Raw genomic sequence first — 16,018 nt, 5'->3', positions numbered from 1 at the left:
TCCAATGAACCCACGTTTCAAGCAAAAGGTGGCGCTGGTGACCGGCGCAGCCCAGGGCATCGGCCGGCGTGTCGCCGAACGTTTGCTGGAGGAGGGCGCCTTGCTGGTCGCGGTCGACCGTTCGGAGTTGGTGCACGAGATCGCCCATGAGCGCGCCCTGACCCTGACTGCCGACCTTGAGCAGCACGCCGAATGCGCCCGAGTCATGTCCACCGCGAACGAGCAGTTCGGCCGTATCGACATTCTGGTCAACAACGTCGGCGGCACCATCTGGGCCAAGCCCTTCGAGCATTACGCCGAAAACGAGATCGAGGCCGAAGTGCGCCGTTCGCTGTTCCCGACCCTGTGGTGCTGCCACAGCGTCTTGCCGTACATGCTCGCGCAAGGCAGCGGCGCCATCGTCAACGTGTCGTCGATTGCCACCCGCAGCCTCAACCGCGTGCCCTACGGCGCAGCGAAAGGCGGGGTGAACGCCCTGACCGCCTGCCTGGCGCTGGAGACGGCCGGGCGCGGGATTCGGGTCAATGCCACTGCACCCGGAGGCACCGAAGCACCGCCGCGGCGCATCCAGCGCAACAGCCAGCCACAAAGCGAGCAGGAGCAGGTGTGGTACCAGCAGATCATCGACCAGACCCTCGATAGCAGCTTGATGAAGCGCTACGGGACCATCGATGAGCAGGCGGGCGCGATCCTGTTCCTGGCCTCGGACGAGGCTTCCTACATCACGGGCGTGACCCTGCCGGTGGGAGGCGGCGATTTGGGCTGACTGGATGCATCGGTTTTATCTGCGGATCTCACACACAAAAATAACAATGAGAGTAATGGCATGCGAATCATCGACAAAACCGACTTCTCTAGTAGGCCGTAAGGCTCCTACCATCTGATCAGCAGGTCTCGCAGCAATGTTCTTCAAGTTGAGAAGAGCCGCTGCGAGATTGTCATGGCGCTGCGTAAGAGGCTGTCTAGTCGGTGCTCGTCTTGGCTACAGTTTGACGGACGAAAGGTGTGCAACCGAAGACGAATATTGCTGCCACGAAAAAGCATGAACCTCCATATAAAGCGATATTGACCACAGTTTGGAGTAAGCCCAGAGCGCTTTCTGATGTTTGTATCTTGTGCTGCGCCATTAAACAATCCGCCTCCAGCGTCTCAAGAAATCTGCAGTCTGTCTGCTGTAAAGGGCGGTGGGTGACCGCCTCAATCTTGAATTTACTAGCATAAGCGTCAAGCTCTTTGTCGTAAAGTGTCAGCGAGGTTTGCGACATACCTACCAAGGCGATACCAATCATCACAGTTCCCGCCTTGAACAGATTGGAATAGGTTTGCGGCTTGAATATAGCCTCAAAAAAGCGGCTTTCAACTCCGGTTGACGCGTTGACTTGCTCGGGAGTGGCTGAGTTTACAGCGGCTGGAGCACCCTGCAGATACCGCTCGATTACGTTGATTAACTCCTCGTGTATCGCAGCCCTGCTGCGGATCCGAAGTGTGTCTCTCACAGCGAATACAATGGCGAGGCCGGCGATGACGAGTAACATCAGACTGTTGTATGAAGTTGATTCGACTTCGCTGTTATATATCTTTGTCCATCCGAACTTGTCTGTTGTTTTGGTAAATCCAAACGCCGTAATGAGCGTAACGAGTGCAAGTAGGAAATTTCCACGCTCAGTAAACTTGCTGTTTAAATTTTTGAGAACCCATTGGTAAGTTTTCAGCTTGTTAGCGGTTTCAGGCTGCTGCTCTACAATACCGGCAAGTGTTCGAACGCCGGAATCCAATAAGTGGTTTTCTTCAGATGTCAGCTCATCCCAATACTTTTCGGCATTGCAAAACCTTAAAAAAAAGCCGCGCGGTGTCAGGTGACTCCTCGAGAGTATGGCGCTCCGTTCCTTGATGTAGCTATTTTTCAGCGTGTGTAGCGCATCCATAAACAGACTCGTTTGGGGATTGATTTTGGGGGCACTATTAACGCACTGATGGCACTATGATGTCACGCATTTGTGCGCTGGACCAAATCTGTCAGGGGGAGAGAGCGTTCGCGTGGGGTAAGAGGGTCAGAGGTGTCGGCCTGTCGGACATTCCAGCACCACGCTCTATGGTGCAAATTCACCGTACGCTCCAGACACCTCTGGATGTCTAAATAGTGGCACCGCGTTGGGTCCGCTGGTTATGATCCGGATCCCGGGTAGTTACCCACCTCGCCGCTCACAAGGAAGCGCACGCATCATGACTATCGCTGCTCACGAACTCAAAGAAATGAATCAGTTGCTGGAAAGTGGGGTGAACATTGCGGAAATCGCAGCCAAGTATCCCGAGTATGACTATTGGGAAATCTACGGCAACGTCAAGGATTTCAGCCTTCTGGGCAAGAAGCGCATCATTACGAACCGTTTGAATGCACTTCGTAGCTGCACTTCAAAAGCTGATCGGTCCGAACTCATCGATGAGGTCCACGCGCTGGTTACCGAGATGTACGAACTGACCAAAAGCAACGGCAAAAAGCTGGTGGATATCAGCAAAATCCTCAATCGCTGAATAACGCTTTAGCAACCGGCTTGAGCGCAAAAGCGAAGCAATCCGATGGGCTGCTTCGCTTGAATGTAATAATCCAGCAATCAAACCTGAGCCTGGCCGCCGTCGGCGAACAGTTCCGAGCCGTTGACGAAGCTCGAATCACTGGAGGCCAGGAACAGCGCGGCCTTGGCGATTTCTTCAGGCTCGCCCACGCGGCCCAGCGGGATCTGCGAGGCCAGGTAGTCGAGCAAGCCTTGCTGCTGGGCAGCGTCGGGGCCTGCCAGGTCGACCAGGCCAGGCGTGCGGGTGGCGCCAGGGCTCAGGGTGTTGACCCGCACGTTGCGGTCCTTGAGGTCCAGGATCCAGTTACGGGCAAAGGAGCGGATCGCGGCCTTGGAGGCGGCATATACGCTGAAGGCCGGGGTGCCGGTGCTGGCAGCAGTGGAGCCGGTGAGGATCACCGAAGCGTTCTTGGCCAGCAGCGGCAGTGCTTGCTGCACGGTGAACAGCGTGCCTTTGACGTTGCGGTCGAAGGTGTCGTAGTAGTGCGCTTCGGTGATTTCGCCCAGTGGCAGCATCGAACCGCCGCCGGCGTTGGCGAACAGCACGTCAATGCGGCCCTGTTCGGCTTTGACGCGCTCGTAGAAGGCGTTCAGTTGTTCCACTTTCGAGGAATCCACTTGCACGCCGGTGGCGTTGCCGATCTGCGCGACGGCGGCGTCCAGTTCTGCCTGACGACGGCCGGTGATGTAGACCGTGGCGCCTTCGCTGGCGAAGAGTTTGGCAGTGGCCAGGCCGATACCGCTGGTGCCGCCGGTGACGATTGCAATTTTGCCTTCAAGTTTGCCGATCATGGTGTTTCTCCTGATTGAGTAAGTTGTTGCGTTGGGAGAATCCTATCGACCCTCAGATCTTTTCAAAATAGAATTGTCTGAAACTCATCGTTGCAGAAATGAAATGAGCAGACTTCCGGATTTCGAAGGGTTGGCGATGTTCGCCAAAGTGGCCGAAGAGGGCTCGTTCGCCGCCGCCGCCAGAGTGATGGGCGTGTCCGTGCCGACGGTTTCGCGAGCCGTGGCCCGGCTTGAAGAGCGACTGGGCGGGCGCTTGCTCAATCGCACCTCGCGGCAGTTGTCGCTGACCGAGTTCGGCCAGAGCATGGCGGCCCGTGCCGGTGAGATCTATCGCCAGGCCGAAGCAGTCGAAGGCCAGGCCATGGAATTGTCCGTGCAACCGCGCGGGCTGGTGCGCCTAGCCGTGCCGATGTCGTTCGGTGTGCGATGGGTCGCGCCGCTGATGCCCAGCCTGATCCGCCGCTACCCCGAGCTTTCGGTGGACCTGCACCTGTCCGACGCCTCGGTGGACCTGATCGGCGAGGGCTTCGATGCCGCCTTGAGAATCGCCGCCTTGCCAGACTCCTCTCTGGTGGCCAGACGGCTCTGTTCGGTCACCCAGTTTCTGGTGGCGTCCCCTGAGTATCTGGCGCGGCACGGCCACCCCGGGCATCCACGGGAACTCGCAGGCCGGCCATGCCTGAGCTACGCCTACCGAGCCCGTTCACAGCTCTGGCGCTTCACCCATGAAAGTGGCGAAGAGGCTGATATCGAGCCCAAAGGCCCCCTGCGCATGACCAACTCCGAAGCGGCAATTCCGGTGCTGCTCGAGGGCCTGGCCATTGCCGAACTGCCGGAGTTCATGGCCAGCCAGTACCTGGCCGATGGGCGCCTGGTGAGGGTTCTCCCGGAGTGGAGCATGACCAGGGGGGGCTTGTATTTCGTCACGCCCTCGGCGCGCACCCGTTCGATGAAGATCACCGCGCTGTCCGATTTCTTTCATGAACATCTGTCACAACCGGTGTGGCAATGGAGCGGTAACCCACCTGTTCGTACAATCTGAAAGGCCTGTGTATGATAATGAGGCGCGTTACGTGGCGGTAAGCCCGATCCCCCAATCTGGACGTTGAAACAAGGGCTCTACTGCATGGCCTATATGTCGCCCAAGCTCAACGGCAATTCGCCTGACGTGTTTCATCTGGAAACCACTGATGGCAGTGGCTATGCCGTCGACTGGCATGCCCACGACTGTCACATGTTGCTTCTGCCACTTCAGGGCGGGTTGTTTCTTTCCACGGAAAGCAGCCAGACGGCGCACATTTCAAGGCAGTCGTTTTCGTTCGTGCCCGCAGACTTCGCCCACGCCACCCAGGCAGCGCCGGGCCGCGAAAAGCACATGACGTTGTACGTCGATCCGTCTTGGGTGACACGCCAGGGGCGAATGAACGGTTACCGCGGCTTCGCCAAACAGGTCCAGCGCACCGGCATCTGGCAGGGCACCGAGGCGCTGGACAACATCCTGCGCCTGCACGACCAACTGCAGGGCAGCACCTCCCCGGAGGCTTTTGAGCGTCAACTGCCGCACCTCAATCACCTGATGTTCGAAGAGTGCGCGCGGGTCATCGCCTGCCAGGAGACGCAACCCCAGCCCACCGAGCACCAACAGCATGCTGCGCTGGTGCGCGATATCCAGCGTTATGTGCGGGAAAATCTGGAAACCGACCTGAGCATCGAATCCATCGGGCATCAGTTTCACCTGTCGCGGCGTCACCTCACGCGGATTTTCAAAGCCGTGACCAACGAGACGCTGCTGGACTTCACCAACCGCACCCGTGTAGAGACGGCCGCGCGGCTGGTGTCCAATACGGCATTGTCGATACTCGACGTCAGCCTGGCGGTCGGCCTGCATTCCCCCTCGTATCTGACCCGCCTGTTTCATCGCCACCTGGGCCTGAGCCCGAGCGAACTTCGCAAGCCGCGCTGAGGCGATGGCCCAAATGGGCACATGAGCGGCCCGATCAGGCCGTTGCGCCTCGTCAATGCTCGGCACAATAGACCTCGTCTCCAGCACTTCAGAGGTCACGATGAGCCATGTGAGCATTGCAAAAGCCGCTGCATCCATAGGCATCGATTTCGCACGGCTCAGCCCTGAGCAACTGATCGTACTCGACCGTTACCTGCGGCGCCTGCAGCCAGGGGGCGATGCGGCCAGACTCAGCGCCTGGCAGGAGAGGGCGGCCAAGAAGATGATGATGGACAACCTCGATGGCGGCATCCAGATTTCTGACGTCGCCCGGGAGTGCTCGTTGTCACGCAGCCACTTCTCCCGCGCGTTCAAGAACAGCACCGGGCAGACCCCGCGTGACTGGCTGCAACTGGCACGATTGACCCAGGCCAAGGAGCTGCTGGAGCAGACGGACCTGTCCATCTCGCAGGTCGGTCTGGAGTGCGGGTTCGCGGATCAACCGCATTTCACCCGGATGTTTACAAGACGGTTTGGCATGACGCCGGGACGGCTCAGAACAGAGCAGCGCGGTGTGACAGCGGGGTAAATCGCCCTACGGCTTGTTGCGGCGGCATCGCTCGGAGCAGTACTTCACTTCGTTCCAGCAGCGTGCCCATTTTTTGCGCCAGGTGAATGGCAGGCCGCAGGTGGCGCAGATCTTTGTAGGCAACTCGTTTTTCTTCAAGCGGGCTCCGGGCAATCACAAAAAAGGGCCTTCCCATGATACGGGAGGCCCTTCGATTATGGTGCCTGCGCACGCCCGACTCACTGCACCTGTTTTTCCAGCGCCGTCAGCGAGGTACCCGCAACAAAGATGGAAGCCGCCAGCAGCCCGAGGTCTTTGAGCAGGAACTGCCCTGGCACTACCGAGATGGCCGGGAAGCCAAGAGATGGCTCGAACACGCCCGGCGTTGTCAGCATGAACGACAGCGTGGTGAAGAACAGTCCGGCTGACAGAATCCCGCCCAGAAGGGAAAGTTTGGGCGAGATCAGCCGGCCAGCGATCAGCACACCCACGGAGATTTCCAGTACACCCAGGAAGTTGGAAAAGCCCTGAATGCTCATGAAGCTGTACATCCAGGACAGCAACGGGCTGTTGCTGACAAAACCGTGAATCCCGTTCGCTTCGTAACCTGAGAATTTCATCCCGCCGAACCACAGGTAAATCACCGTCATCGCAAAGTAGAGGGCGCCGATTCCAAGTCTGGTTACCTTATCGCCCAAACCCTTCTTGAGCAGGCTGACGGAACCCGTGTTGTTGCCAGTTGTGAAGGTACTCATGATGTCTCTCCAAAGGTGCAGCGCGTTGTGCGCTGTGTATGGCGAGATCATGCGCTGGAACTTCATCGCATTGGACGCAGATAGTCGATACTATGCTGCAGATCGTCCAGAGTAGGTGAACACCATGGATCGCCTGTCCACTTTACTGTCGTTGTTCGGCGTGCGCGCCAACATGTACTACAGCGGCGAGCTGTGCGGAGTGAGCCCCCTGTACGGTGCTGTCCAGAGAGGCTATCTGCACCTGCTGCAACAGGGAGAACTCGGGCTGGCCATCTCGGGCAAACCGGTTCAGCGCCTGACCCAGCCCAGCCTGATCTTCGTGCCCAGGCCCAGCCGTCATCATCTGATCGGCGACGAGGAGGGCGGGGCACATCTCCGATGCGCCTCCCTGGAATTCGCAGGCGGGGCGAACAACCCTCTGGCGGCGTCGTTGCCGGACCTGATCGTGCTGCCACTCGCCGAATTGCCGATGCTCGCCGACACCCTCAAATGGCTGTTTGCCGAAGCTGAGGCCGATCATCATGGCCGTCATGCGGCGCTGGACCGCCTGTTCGAGTTGGTCGTCATTCAACTGCTGCGCCATCTACTCGAGCAGCAACAGCTCAAATCCGGAATGATGGCGGGCCTAGCGGACCCTCGTTTGGCGCGCTCGCTCATGGCAATCCACGAACAGGCGCAGCACCCTTGGTCAATTGCCGAACTGGCCGCGACATCCAACATGTCGCGAGCCAGTTACGCAGCGCATTTCAAAGCGGTGGTAGGGCAGACTCCGGCTGAATACCTGCTGGCATGGCGGATAAGCCTTGCGCAGAAGCTGTTGAGGGAAGGGCGTTCAATGGCCCTGATTTCTGACCAGGTGGGTTATGAAAGTCCGTCGGCTTTGGCGAGGGCCTTTCGGCGCAGGACGGGGTTGAATCCTCGGGATTGGATGAAGTCGGTGGATGCCGGTCAGCCGAACTGATTAACGACTGATCACAGCATCCGGCCAATGGCGGGGCCGATGACTTGCGCAAACCCTCATGGTGATGCCCATTTCGCTACGTCATCCTCCAAGGCCAGGAAATCACTAACATCACGTACCGGAGCTTCTTTGCGCACGCTGGCCAGTTCAAGCCGGCTTACTTTGCGGTGTGTAAGTTTCTTGGGAGGCGAGGTGGCTTCAAATATGTCCCGAGAATATTGATCGAAATAATAGAAACGTATGCGAGGAGTATTGACGTTCTTGAAGCTAATGAGAACATATACAAATTCGGCCTTCAGCGTCCCCAGGCGACTTTCGAGTTGTGCTGCGTTGATTTTTCCCCAGCATAAGCGTTGTATCAGGCCGTTCGCTGCTAATAGATCCTCTTTGATAGAGGTGATTTTTGTCTGCGCAAATAGCCTCTGTGACACCAGCCCGAAGTCCGCTAGACAATCATATTCGAGAGTCTGTTTGTTGAGACTATTGGCGGAGCGCATGGCGTATGTGGGTGCATGGGCTTGCGGAGCCGCGTTTTTAGCCACGTCAAGCGGATCTATTGCCGGAAAGTCAAACAGCATCGTCGTGAAGCCTTCGATGCTTTCGAATGGTTCAAGCGTGACAGGGTTGTCACCGACCACTGTGCAAGCAATAGTGTAGCCAGGAAATAATCGCTGCATGAGCGAGTATTTCCTGAGCGCTTCGCTCTTCAGAGTTCGAAGATTTTCCGGTTTTTGAGTCAGAGTGCATTCATAGAAAGTTAGGCCGCTATCAGAGAGTATAATCGCATCAAACTCTGCGACCGATAGCCCGTGACTGTTGTAGATACATTGACCCTTGGCGTCGCAGTAAAAACCTTGCTTCACAAAGCCATTATTTTTTGGCGTATAGATTCCCTTGGAAATCAGTTTTGCCACCGGGGAGGCGTCAGAACTGCTGAGTGCTACCAAGTACTCGTAAAAGGCGGCCTCGTAGATCTCGCCGCGAAAATTGGACAACGCCGCAGGATTGCCTCGTTGCTTTAAAAAAGCGGCCGCATGGCTGTAGCGATATTTATACAGATTCATGACGCGGGCTCCGCCAGTCGAGTTTGTGGGCGGACCCGTGCCGGGTGGTCCCAGCTGGGAGGGGCATTAATACTTCCTTGTAAATCGGGGGCAGGTTGATTGAGTGCTTGTGTGCCAAGTTGCCATCATTTGGGATCGTCCGTCAATGGTGGGTCTTATGGCTGTGTTTCGTCGGCATTCCGGCCAGCGCTAGGGGTCTAGTTGTCGCTATATCGAATTCCTGCATTCGCCAATAATGCTTGTTTGATCGAGGAGATCGCGGCGGAGGCGTTGTTGTCTGTGTGACAGAGCTGGAATCCAGCCAATACAGTGGGTCGGGAGCGTGCACGTGCAATATCCGGGTCTGACAGTTATCGGATATTGCAAATGCGTCTTTCCACGCTCCAGGGCTCTAAACCGAGCCTTTTCGCTGATTAGCGTCAATCTGGCCGTGACTCGCTCCATATGTAGATCAAATGCCTTTCATGCACTTGCGGACATCGTCGTCGATCACATTCCCAGGCTTGATGCAGTCCCTTAACGGCTTCTCATCCTGCAACGCCTCGAACTCGGCTCGCTGCCTGTTCTTGCAGTTCTGATTCATGGCTTTGCCAAGCGCCGAGGTGTCGCCTTTGTAGGATTCGCACATCGATGCATTGGCGAGCCGTTGCATCTGGATGACCATAGGCAGCGTCACGGGATCTGCAGCCCATGTGCTGGAATGAATGCAAGCCAGGAGAATGAGCGCCGCGTGTTTCATTGTTCGTCCTTGAGTTGGAAAGTGAAGCTCGTGATCTGGTGGGTGCGGATTGTAAGTTGGTCTGGGTCGTCGTGATTGGCGTGGCGATGATGGAGAGCGTTGGGATGGGATTGGTCAGTATGTGGGTGTGGTGAATGGGATGAACTGGGCGGTGACAGGATTGGGGGTTTCTGAGCCTTTCAAAGCGAGACACCCAGCCTCGGGAAACGGATACGCAATTACGTATAATGTATATTATGTTAAATAGCGTATTAGACACGTTCGCTCGTCGAGTCACCAGCCTCATGGTTTTCACGGTGGTCACGTCGAATCTGCCATGTAAATGTCACGCCTTTTGAAAACGGCTTCTACACTGCTAAGTACCCAGCCGCTCATGAGGTGTGCCCATGCCCCACATCGAGCACCATGCCACGACCGCTCTCGATAGCCTCAAGTATCTGCGAGTCGTTCTGATTCTGGCCGGCCTCGCGTGCCTTGCCCTCTACCCACTCATGTTGTTTTGGCCTTCCGGCTGGGCCTGGCATAACGGTCACTCGGACTACCCGATGATGATCGTTGGCATCTACGCCACACTTGGCGTGTTCTTGATTTTGGCCGCACGTGATCCACTCGCCAATCTGAGTCTGATCTGGTTCACCGTCTGGTCTAGCGCCATACACAGTGGAGTCATGGCCGTCCAGGCGCTCACCCAGCCGGCGCAGATGGGACATTTGGCAGGTGACGTGCCGGCACTCTTCATTGTGACGGTGGCCTTGGCCATCTTGACGCCTCGTCATCCTCCGGGGCCCGGGGTACCTCATCACCGGGCAACCGGTCGAAATGGCGAATAGCAAGCTGGATGGATGTGATGGCATCGAACCCGCTTCGTTCGTTGCTGCTCATCCTGTCGAATGAGCAGTCATTCCTCATCAAAAGGCAGAGGGGAATCGGAATCACGTCGGACGTCAAAGACATTCAAGGTCATCGCCACCAACGCGTAATACCCGTACACCCCGACAAGTTCGACCATCGCTGACTCTCCAAAAAACGCGACACCTTGCTCATACAGTGCAGCATCAACTCGCCGGCTCTGATAAAGCGACTGACCGATCTCATACACGCACTGTTCGTCAGCACTGCTGAAGACCGGTGTCTGCTGCTGCCTGAGAGACTCGATCACAGCGTCGGAAATTCCAGCGTCTCGGGCGATGGGCTCATGAATCTGCCACTCGGCCTGAGAGCGCCACCAGGCAGCCGTTGTGAGAATGGCGAGTTCAGTCAGCCGGAGCTCTAACGCAGTGCCGTATCGGCAGAACGCTCCCAAACGCTGCGCGTGGTCGGCCAACTCCGGGCTGTGGATCCAGGCCAGGAACGGGCCATCCAGATTACCGCGAGGCCCTTTCAGAATGTCGGCCAACACGCGCTGCTGGTCTTCGCTCATCTCATTCGGCTGCAGTGCTGAAAGACGTGATTGAATGTCCATCGTTTACTCCTTCCAGATTTGAGTCGCTACGTCACGCTCGAACCCAGGCCTGGCGCAGTCGGCCAATCGAACCTGCATACAAAATGGACACTGGGCTGCAGCCTCGCTATCTCGATTCACCGCAGACAGCTATCAAGCACCAGGAGCCGCTGCCTTCAACCGCAAGAACGACCAATTGTTACTGGCAAGAATGCACGATGCAAAAATCAAAACTCCCCCTATCCAGCTTTGTAAGGTGATCGGCTCATTGAGCCAGAGCATGGCAAATATTCCGCCGAATATGGGTTCGCTACCCATCAGCAACGAGACTCTCGTGGGGTTGCTTCGCTTTATCGCGTAATTCTGGGCAAAAAAAGCAAACAGCGTGCATGCCATGACCAGGTAGCCGATGTAGCCCCAGAAAGCCGTGGGGTCGGAGATCTGGGCAAGGCTTTCCAGTGGCGCAGGCATGGTGAGAAACGTCAGCAATATGCAGCCCAATGCAACGACCCCAGACTGCAGTGCAGTCACGGACAATGCTGGAATCTGGCTGCTTTGGACGACGCGCTTGATAAGGCAAACCTGCACTGCCCTACCCAACGCAGCCAGCAAGATCAGCGCATCACCGGCGTTGATTTGGAAATGACCGTGCTGGGTCATGAGTACCGCACCGATTACGGATATGCCTACCGCCAGCCACTCTAGTTGGGTCGGCCTTCTTTTCAGCCAGAACCACTCGACCAGGGGCGTGAGCATTACGCAAAGGCTGATGAGGAATGCCGCATTTGTGGCGGACGTGTAAAGCAGTCCTAATGTCTCGCTCAGGAATATCGCCAGCAGCAGAAACCCCGTGCTCAGCAGTCCCAGAAATCCCTGCAGTGATAATCCAGCCAGTTGCCGTAGCGCTGGGCTCAGGATGATGAAGGTAATTCCGAATCTCAGGGCTAACAACCCCAGCACTGGGTAAAACACCAGAGCGGACTTCACTACGCCATAGCTTGTGCCCCACACCACGGCTACGGCCAAAAGCATGAGGTCGCTGATGAATAACGTTTTACTGCGGTTGATCATTGGTACGCCCCTTTGTCTAGGCGGGCAGTATTGAGCCGCACCCAAGGCAAGACAACGCATCTGCGCGACACATGAGTTATGCTGTGGTTGCACAAATCACACTAGTGAAATGATCATGACCCCTGCCCAGCTACATGAATCACTGGCCGATATGGCGCTTCTGGTGCGTGTCATCGATGCGGGTAACTTCTCGGAGGCGGCCCGCCAGCTCGGTAGTCTGCCCTCCTCTGTGAGCCGGCAGATCAAGCGCCTGGAACAGTCCTTGGGCGCACAACTGCTGGAGCGTACAACGCGGCGGCTTCGTCCGACCGAGGCCGGGATGGAGGTTTATCGCCACTGCAGCCGCATGCTTGAAGCCGCCAACAGTGCAGTAAACGTTGCGGGAGAGCTCGCCTCCTCGCCCAGAGGCCGGGTCAGGCTGAGCGCGCCTACGCAGTTTGCGCGGACAGTATTGCACCCGCTTGTCCCGGCATTTCTGGGCCTCTACCCGCAGATTGACGTGCAGTTGGTTTACAACGACCTTGACGCCGACCCTCTGGCGGATGATGTGGACCTTGTGATTCGTCTCACCAATCGCCCGCCGCAAGGGCTGGCTGGGCGTCCGCTTGGAAGGGTTCGCTGGCTACTTTGCGCATCACCCGGGTATTTGCAGCGCCATGGCCTCCCGACGATTCCGTCGGACCTGGCGCAGCATCAGTGCGTGTATCTGGGGGAAACGCCTGATGACAATCACTGGAGGCTCCGACAGGGAGATCGAACTCAGTCTGTCCATGTCAAAGGTCGCTACATCGCAAATCACGCCGGCGCGCGATTGAGTGCGGCGGAGCAGGATCTGGGTATCGCAAATCTTCCAGATTTCATCGCCAGAGACGCCCTGCAGAGTGGGAGAGTTACTCACGTGCTGCCTGAGTGGGAGCTGGATCCGGGCAAGTATCATGGTGAGATCTGGTTGCTCTACCACCCGACGCGCTTTCTGCCTGCGAAGGTGCGCGTACTCATTGACTATCTGATCGCTCATGTCAGTCAACAGTCATACCCTTCTGGGGCCGAGCGGTAGCTTGTCTTCTAACGGCTAGCATGGACGCGGCGTTTTCGTCTGCCCAGCGTTCAGAAAACACCCTGAATTCATACCCAACCCCGCAGTCCTAAACCAAAGCCCCTCAGAGAGCCAACCATGATCAGGATTGCGTTACGCATATGTGTTATCGGCGGGCTGTTGGGCCTGTTGCTGGGCTGTTCACCTCTGAAAGTGCTAAACGCCTTCACGCCCGGTGGCACTTTCAGCAAGGCATCGGACTTGAAGTACGGTGACGATCCGCGCAACCGGCTGGATGTCTACACGCCGATCAATCTCACAGCCGACGCGCCGGTAGTGGTGTTCTTTTATGGCGGCAGTTGGAACAGTGGTTCGCGCAGTGACTACAGTTTTGTAGGCGAGGCGCTGGCGGCACGGGGTATCGTGGCGGTGCTGGCCGACTACCGGCTGTATCCTCAGGTCCACTACCAGGGCTTTCTCGAAGACAGCGCGAGCGCGGTGGGCTGGACTCGCGAACATATTCGCCAGTACGGCGGTGATCCGGGCCGGCTTTACGTCATGGGCCATAGCGCCGGCGGCTACAACGCCGCGATGCTGGCGCTCGACCCCAAATGGCTGGCCGCCGTGGGCATGAAGCCTTCGATGCTCAGCGGCTGGATCGGTCTGGCCGGGCCCTATGACTTTCTCCCCATTGAGAACCCGGAAGTGAAACCGGTCTTCTACTTTCCGAATTCACCCCCCGATTCTCAACCGATCAACCACGTCAGCGCCCTCTCGCCGCCTGCGCTGTTGATAGCCGCGAAGGATGACACACTGGTCAACCCCGAGCGCAACACCGGCGGCATGGCCCGACTTCTGCGCGGCCAGGGTGTGCCCGTGCGCGAGCTGTATTTCTCCAAGCCTGGCCACGGCACGTTGATCGCTGCATTCTCCCGCCCGATGCGCGGACTGGCACCGGTGCTGGATGAGGTGGTGGCGTTCATTCACAGCCGGGATCAGACATTGGTCTACTGACTCACGCCAATGCGCGCCATGAACGCGCGAGTCAAGCCAGCCATCTGCTCGGTCTGCTCATCGAGGGCAAAATGTCCCGCCTCTAGAATGTGTACTTCTGCGCCTGGCACATCGTCCTTGTAGCGCAGGGCCCCGGGCACAATGAACGAGGGGTCGAATTTGCCCCACATGACCAGCATGGGCGGCTGATTGTCTTTCAACCACCGCTGCCATTTCGGGTACGAGGCGACGTTGTTGCGGTAATCCAGCAGTAAGGCTGACTGTATCTCGCGCTGGCCGGGCCGGGACAAAGCCGCAAACTCGTCTTCCCATGTATCGGGGTTGTAGCGCTCGGGATGAGGGCTTGTGCCCAGGTGACGTTGTTTCGTGCCTTCGTATCCGGTGAACCCATCGACTTGCTCGGGGTGCTCCGAAGGTGCCTTCCAGTATTTGGCAATGTTTACCCACTTGGCGCCCAGCCCTTCGTCATAGGCATTGGCGTTCTGAATGATGATGCCATGGAGTTTCTGCGGGGCGTTGAGAATCATCCGAAAGCCCACCGGACCGCCGTAGTCCTGCATGAACAGCGTGTACTTGTCGATATGCAACTGCGTCAGCAGCGTTGCCATGGTTTCGGCCAGGTGGTCAAACGTATAAGCGTAAGCCGCCAGGGAAGGCGCGTCGCTTCTGCCAAATCCGGGGTAATCGGGTGCAATCACGTGATACTTGTCAGCAAGCAGCGGTATCAGCGAGTCCCACATCCGTGAGGAGGACGGGTACCCGTGAAGGAGCACCAGCACGGGGGCATCGGCAGGGCCGGCCTCGCGGTAAAAAACCCTTACGCCGTCTACGCTGGCCCAGTGATAGGACGCGGACTCACTGGTGTACGGGATGGAGGCCACGGGTTCTGCCGCTTGCGCTGACTGGGTAAGGGTAAACGTTGTCACGAGGGCACCTAGCAGGCTGAGGGTTCGGAGGTTCACTTGGATCGATCTCGACTGTTTGCATTTCCCGGCGAAATGCACTTGCCGTCAGCGTGAACGCATTGCCGGTTCGACACCATTGGCCCAATCACCCTTTTTCATTATTATTGGGCCAACATCGATCAGGCCACCTCCCGTGACAAAAACACTGAACGTCTGCGTCATTGCCTTCAACGGGATCAGCCCCTTTCACCTTTCCGTCCCTTGCCTGGTGTTCGGCCAAGACCGGCGAGTGGGTGATTCGCCCTGGTTCAAACTGGCTGTCTGCGCAGGCGAGGACGGGGTTTTGATGACCAACGCCGGCTTCGCCATCCAGTGCGATCATGGGCTGGACCAGGTCACCCGTGCTGACATCGTCGTGGTTCCGAGCTGGAGAGACGTCGACGCCCGCCCACCGGACGCGATTCTCGACGCGCTCAATGCAGCGCACGCCCGAGGCGCGCTGGTGGTCGGGCTTTGTCTGGGCGCATTCGTCCTCGCGCATGCAGGTCTGTTGGACGGCAAACAGGCCACCACTCATTGGGCGTGGGCGGCACAGCTGGCGCAAGACTTCCCACAGATCGACGTGGATGCCAAGGTGCTCTACGTCGAACAGGACCAGGTCCTGACCTCGGCAGGCGTGGCCGCAGGGCTCGACTGCTGCATCCATATCGTCAGGCGGGCCTATGGGCGTGAGATTGCCAACACCCTCGCCCGCCGCCTGGTCGTGTCGCCACACCGCGAAGGCGGCCAGGCGCAGTTCATCGATCAACCCGTCCCTCAGGGTGCCAGCGATCAGCGCCTGAGCCTGCTTCTGGACTGGCTGCGGGCGAACCTTGGAGAGGCGTTGTCGATCGACCAGGTGGCGCAGAGGCTAGCGATGAGCCGGCGTAGCTTCACGCGCCACTTCAAGCAGATCACCGGTTCGACGTTCGGCAAGTGGCTGACCAATGAGCGAATCAAAGCCGCCCAGCAGCAGCTTGAAACCACCCACGACAGTGTCGAGAAAATTGCCACCGTTTGCGGATTTGGGACAAGCCTTTCTCTGCGGCAGCACTTCTCGGCAGTCGTGGGTGTGAGCCCGACGAGTTACCGAAAGACGTATCGGCGGTAGGCCGGAG

19 protein-coding genes are annotated in these 16,018 nt (G+C 57.7%); 10 read left to right on the top strand and 9 right to left on the bottom strand.

Features of this window, described 5'->3' with window-relative positions; translation table 11 throughout:
• The first annotated feature begins 4 nt into the window (after positions 1 to 4).
• A complete protein-coding gene (locus ACIPO9_RS06220) occupies positions 5 to 766 on the top strand; it encodes a 1,6-dihydroxycyclohexa-2,4-diene-1-carboxylate dehydrogenase (protein ID WP_400779408.1) in 762 nt (253 codons plus the stop codon).
• A gap of 196 nt (positions 767 to 962) precedes the next feature.
• On the opposite strand, the gene ACIPO9_RS06215 is transcribed toward ACIPO9_RS06220, so the two are convergent.
• Positions 963 to 1,925 carry a hypothetical protein gene (locus ACIPO9_RS06215; protein ID WP_400779406.1) on the bottom strand — a complete coding sequence of 321 codons (963 nt, stop codon included), beginning with the start codon at positions 1,923 to 1,925 and terminating at the stop codon, positions 963 to 965.
• A gap of 298 nt (positions 1,926 to 2,223) precedes the next feature.
• Between ACIPO9_RS06215 and ACIPO9_RS06210 the strand changes: the two genes are divergently transcribed.
• Complete coding sequence (locus tag ACIPO9_RS06210; RefSeq protein ID WP_400779405.1) at positions 2,224 to 2,532, top strand: hypothetical protein; 309 nt, start codon at positions 2,224 to 2,226, stop codon at positions 2,530 to 2,532.
• 80 nt (positions 2,533 to 2,612) lie between these two features.
• Here ACIPO9_RS06210 and ACIPO9_RS06205 read toward each other — a convergent pair whose 3' ends face one another.
• On the bottom strand, positions 2,613 to 3,365 hold the full coding sequence (locus tag ACIPO9_RS06205) for an SDR family NAD(P)-dependent oxidoreductase (RefSeq protein ID WP_400606718.1): 753 nt from the start codon (positions 3,363 to 3,365) through the stop codon (positions 2,613 to 2,615).
• 103 nt (positions 3,366 to 3,468) lie between these two features.
• On the opposite strand from ACIPO9_RS06205, the gene ACIPO9_RS06200 reads away from it, so the two are divergent.
• From ACIPO9_RS06200 to ACIPO9_RS06190, 3 genes are all read left to right on the top strand, one after another.
• Positions 3,469 to 4,407: a LysR family transcriptional regulator gene (locus ACIPO9_RS06200; RefSeq protein ID WP_400779403.1), complete on the top strand. Its 939-nt coding sequence runs from the start codon at positions 3,469 to 3,471 to the stop codon at positions 4,405 to 4,407.
• A gap of 84 nt (positions 4,408 to 4,491) precedes the next feature.
• Positions 4,492 to 5,328 (top strand): AraC family transcriptional regulator, encoded by an 837-nt coding sequence (locus ACIPO9_RS06195; protein ID WP_400779401.1) that lies wholly within the window; start codon positions 4,492 to 4,494, stop codon positions 5,326 to 5,328.
• 109 nt (positions 5,329 to 5,437) lie between these two features.
• The gene (locus tag ACIPO9_RS06190) at positions 5,438 to 5,896 is read left to right on the top strand and encodes a helix-turn-helix domain-containing protein (protein WP_400779399.1); all 459 of its coding nucleotides are present in this window, start codon (positions 5,438 to 5,440) and stop codon (positions 5,894 to 5,896) included.
• Between the two features lie 6 nt (positions 5,897 to 5,902).
• Here ACIPO9_RS06190 and ACIPO9_RS06185 read toward each other — a convergent pair whose 3' ends face one another.
• On the bottom strand, positions 5,903 to 6,034 hold the full coding sequence (locus tag ACIPO9_RS06185) for a DUF2256 domain-containing protein (protein WP_400779397.1): 132 nt from the start codon (positions 6,032 to 6,034) through the stop codon (positions 5,903 to 5,905).
• An 80-nt stretch (positions 6,035 to 6,114) separates the two neighbouring features.
• A complete protein-coding gene (locus tag ACIPO9_RS06180) occupies positions 6,115 to 6,630 on the bottom strand; it encodes a YkgB family protein (RefSeq protein ID WP_400779858.1) in 516 nt (171 codons plus the stop codon).
• A gap of 124 nt (positions 6,631 to 6,754) precedes the next feature.
• Here ACIPO9_RS06180 and ACIPO9_RS06175 point away from each other — a divergent pair, with 124 nt between their 5' ends.
• Complete coding sequence (locus ACIPO9_RS06175) at positions 6,755 to 7,591, top strand: cupin domain-containing protein (protein ID WP_400779395.1); 837 nt, start codon at positions 6,755 to 6,757, stop codon at positions 7,589 to 7,591.
• Positions 7,592 to 7,647: 56 nt separating this feature from the next.
• Here ACIPO9_RS06175 and ACIPO9_RS06170 read toward each other — a convergent pair whose 3' ends face one another.
• Together ACIPO9_RS06170 and ACIPO9_RS06165 are read right to left on the bottom strand one after the other, a co-directional pair.
• Positions 7,648 to 8,655 (bottom strand): hypothetical protein, encoded by a 1,008-nt coding sequence (locus ACIPO9_RS06170; RefSeq protein WP_400779393.1) that lies wholly within the window; start codon positions 8,653 to 8,655, stop codon positions 7,648 to 7,650.
• A gap of 451 nt (positions 8,656 to 9,106) precedes the next feature.
• Positions 9,107 to 9,394: a hypothetical protein gene (locus tag ACIPO9_RS06165; protein WP_274131013.1), complete on the bottom strand. Its 288-nt coding sequence runs from the start codon at positions 9,392 to 9,394 to the stop codon at positions 9,107 to 9,109.
• 386 nt (positions 9,395 to 9,780) lie between these two features.
• Here ACIPO9_RS06165 and ACIPO9_RS06160 point away from each other — a divergent pair, with 386 nt between their 5' ends.
• Entirely contained in the window at positions 9,781 to 10,224 is a 444-nt protein-coding gene (locus tag ACIPO9_RS06160; RefSeq protein ID WP_400779392.1) for a DUF6632 domain-containing protein, read from the top strand.
• Between the two features lie 68 nt (positions 10,225 to 10,292).
• On the opposite strand, the gene ACIPO9_RS06155 is transcribed toward ACIPO9_RS06160, so the two are convergent.
• Both ACIPO9_RS06155 and ACIPO9_RS06150 read right to left on the bottom strand, forming a co-directional pair.
• Positions 10,293 to 10,856 (bottom strand): carboxymuconolactone decarboxylase family protein, encoded by a 564-nt coding sequence (locus ACIPO9_RS06155; protein WP_400779390.1) that lies wholly within the window; start codon positions 10,854 to 10,856, stop codon positions 10,293 to 10,295.
• A gap of 132 nt (positions 10,857 to 10,988) precedes the next feature.
• A complete protein-coding gene (locus ACIPO9_RS06150) occupies positions 10,989 to 11,906 on the bottom strand; it encodes a DMT family transporter (RefSeq protein WP_400779389.1) in 918 nt (305 codons plus the stop codon).
• A gap of 115 nt (positions 11,907 to 12,021) precedes the next feature.
• On the opposite strand from ACIPO9_RS06150, the gene ACIPO9_RS06145 reads away from it, so the two are divergent.
• Entirely contained in the window at positions 12,022 to 12,963 is a 942-nt protein-coding gene (locus ACIPO9_RS06145) for a LysR family transcriptional regulator (RefSeq protein ID WP_400779387.1), read from the top strand.
• A gap of 117 nt (positions 12,964 to 13,080) precedes the next feature.
• Entirely contained in the window at positions 13,081 to 13,956 is an 876-nt protein-coding gene (locus ACIPO9_RS06140; protein WP_400779386.1) for an alpha/beta hydrolase, read from the top strand.
• Here ACIPO9_RS06140 and ACIPO9_RS06135 read toward each other — a convergent pair.
• Positions 13,950 to 14,882 (bottom strand): alpha/beta fold hydrolase, encoded by a 933-nt coding sequence (locus ACIPO9_RS06135; RefSeq protein WP_400779384.1) that lies wholly within the window; start codon positions 14,880 to 14,882, stop codon positions 13,950 to 13,952. The two genes, ACIPO9_RS06140 and ACIPO9_RS06135, sit on opposite strands and share 7 nt — an antisense overlap.
• A 184-nt stretch (positions 14,883 to 15,066) precedes the next feature.
• Here ACIPO9_RS06135 and ACIPO9_RS06130 point away from each other — a divergent pair, with 184 nt between their 5' ends.
• The gene (locus ACIPO9_RS06130) at positions 15,067 to 16,011 is read left to right on the top strand and encodes a GlxA family transcriptional regulator (protein WP_400779856.1); all 945 of its coding nucleotides are present in this window, start codon (positions 15,067 to 15,069) and stop codon (positions 16,009 to 16,011) included.
• Positions 16,012 to 16,018 lie beyond the last annotated feature (7 nt).

This window comes from Pseudomonas sp. NPDC090203 (assembly GCF_044746765.1).
Lineage (GTDB): Bacteria > Pseudomonadota > Gammaproteobacteria > Pseudomonadales > Pseudomonadaceae > Aquipseudomonas > Aquipseudomonas putida_AD.
The sequence above is the reverse complement of the archived record's forward strand: the minus strand, read 5'-3'. Positions and strand labels throughout refer to the sequence as shown.

Coding starts and splice junctions, on each gene's coding strand:
- ACIPO9_RS06170 (WP_400779393.1), bottom strand. CDS start 8,655: ATGAATCTGTATAAATATCGCTACAGCCATGCGGCCGCTTTTTTAAAG.
- ACIPO9_RS06150 (WP_400779389.1), bottom strand. CDS start 11,906: ATGATCAACCGCAGTAAAACGTTATTCATCAGCGACCTCATGCTTTTG.
- ACIPO9_RS06195 (WP_400779401.1), top strand. CDS start 4,492: ATGGCCTATATGTCGCCCAAGCTCAACGGCAATTCGCCTGACGTGTTT.
- ACIPO9_RS06155 (WP_400779390.1), bottom strand. CDS start 10,856: ATGGACATTCAATCACGTCTTTCAGCACTGCAGCCGAATGAGATGAGC.
- ACIPO9_RS06140 (WP_400779386.1), top strand. CDS start 13,081: ATGATCAGGATTGCGTTACGCATATGTGTTATCGGCGGGCTGTTGGGC.
- ACIPO9_RS06175 (WP_400779395.1), top strand. CDS start 6,755: ATGGATCGCCTGTCCACTTTACTGTCGTTGTTCGGCGTGCGCGCCAAC.
- ACIPO9_RS06200 (WP_400779403.1), top strand. CDS start 3,469: ATGAGCAGACTTCCGGATTTCGAAGGGTTGGCGATGTTCGCCAAAGTG.
- ACIPO9_RS06160 (WP_400779392.1), top strand. CDS start 9,781: ATGCCCCACATCGAGCACCATGCCACGACCGCTCTCGATAGCCTCAAG.
- ACIPO9_RS06180 (WP_400779858.1), bottom strand. CDS start 6,630: ATGAGTACCTTCACAACTGGCAACAACACGGGTTCCGTCAGCCTGCTC.
- ACIPO9_RS06220 (WP_400779408.1), top strand. CDS start 5: ATGAACCCACGTTTCAAGCAAAAGGTGGCGCTGGTGACCGGCGCAGCC.
- ACIPO9_RS06210 (WP_400779405.1), top strand. CDS start 2,224: ATGACTATCGCTGCTCACGAACTCAAAGAAATGAATCAGTTGCTGGAA.
- ACIPO9_RS06145 (WP_400779387.1), top strand. CDS start 12,022: ATGACCCCTGCCCAGCTACATGAATCACTGGCCGATATGGCGCTTCTG.
- ACIPO9_RS06165 (WP_274131013.1), bottom strand. CDS start 9,394: ATGAAACACGCGGCGCTCATTCTCCTGGCTTGCATTCATTCCAGCACA.
- ACIPO9_RS06205 (WP_400606718.1), bottom strand. CDS start 3,365: ATGATCGGCAAACTTGAAGGCAAAATTGCAATCGTCACCGGCGGCACC.
- ACIPO9_RS06215 (WP_400779406.1), bottom strand. CDS start 1,925: ATGGATGCGCTACACACGCTGAAAAATAGCTACATCAAGGAACGGAGC.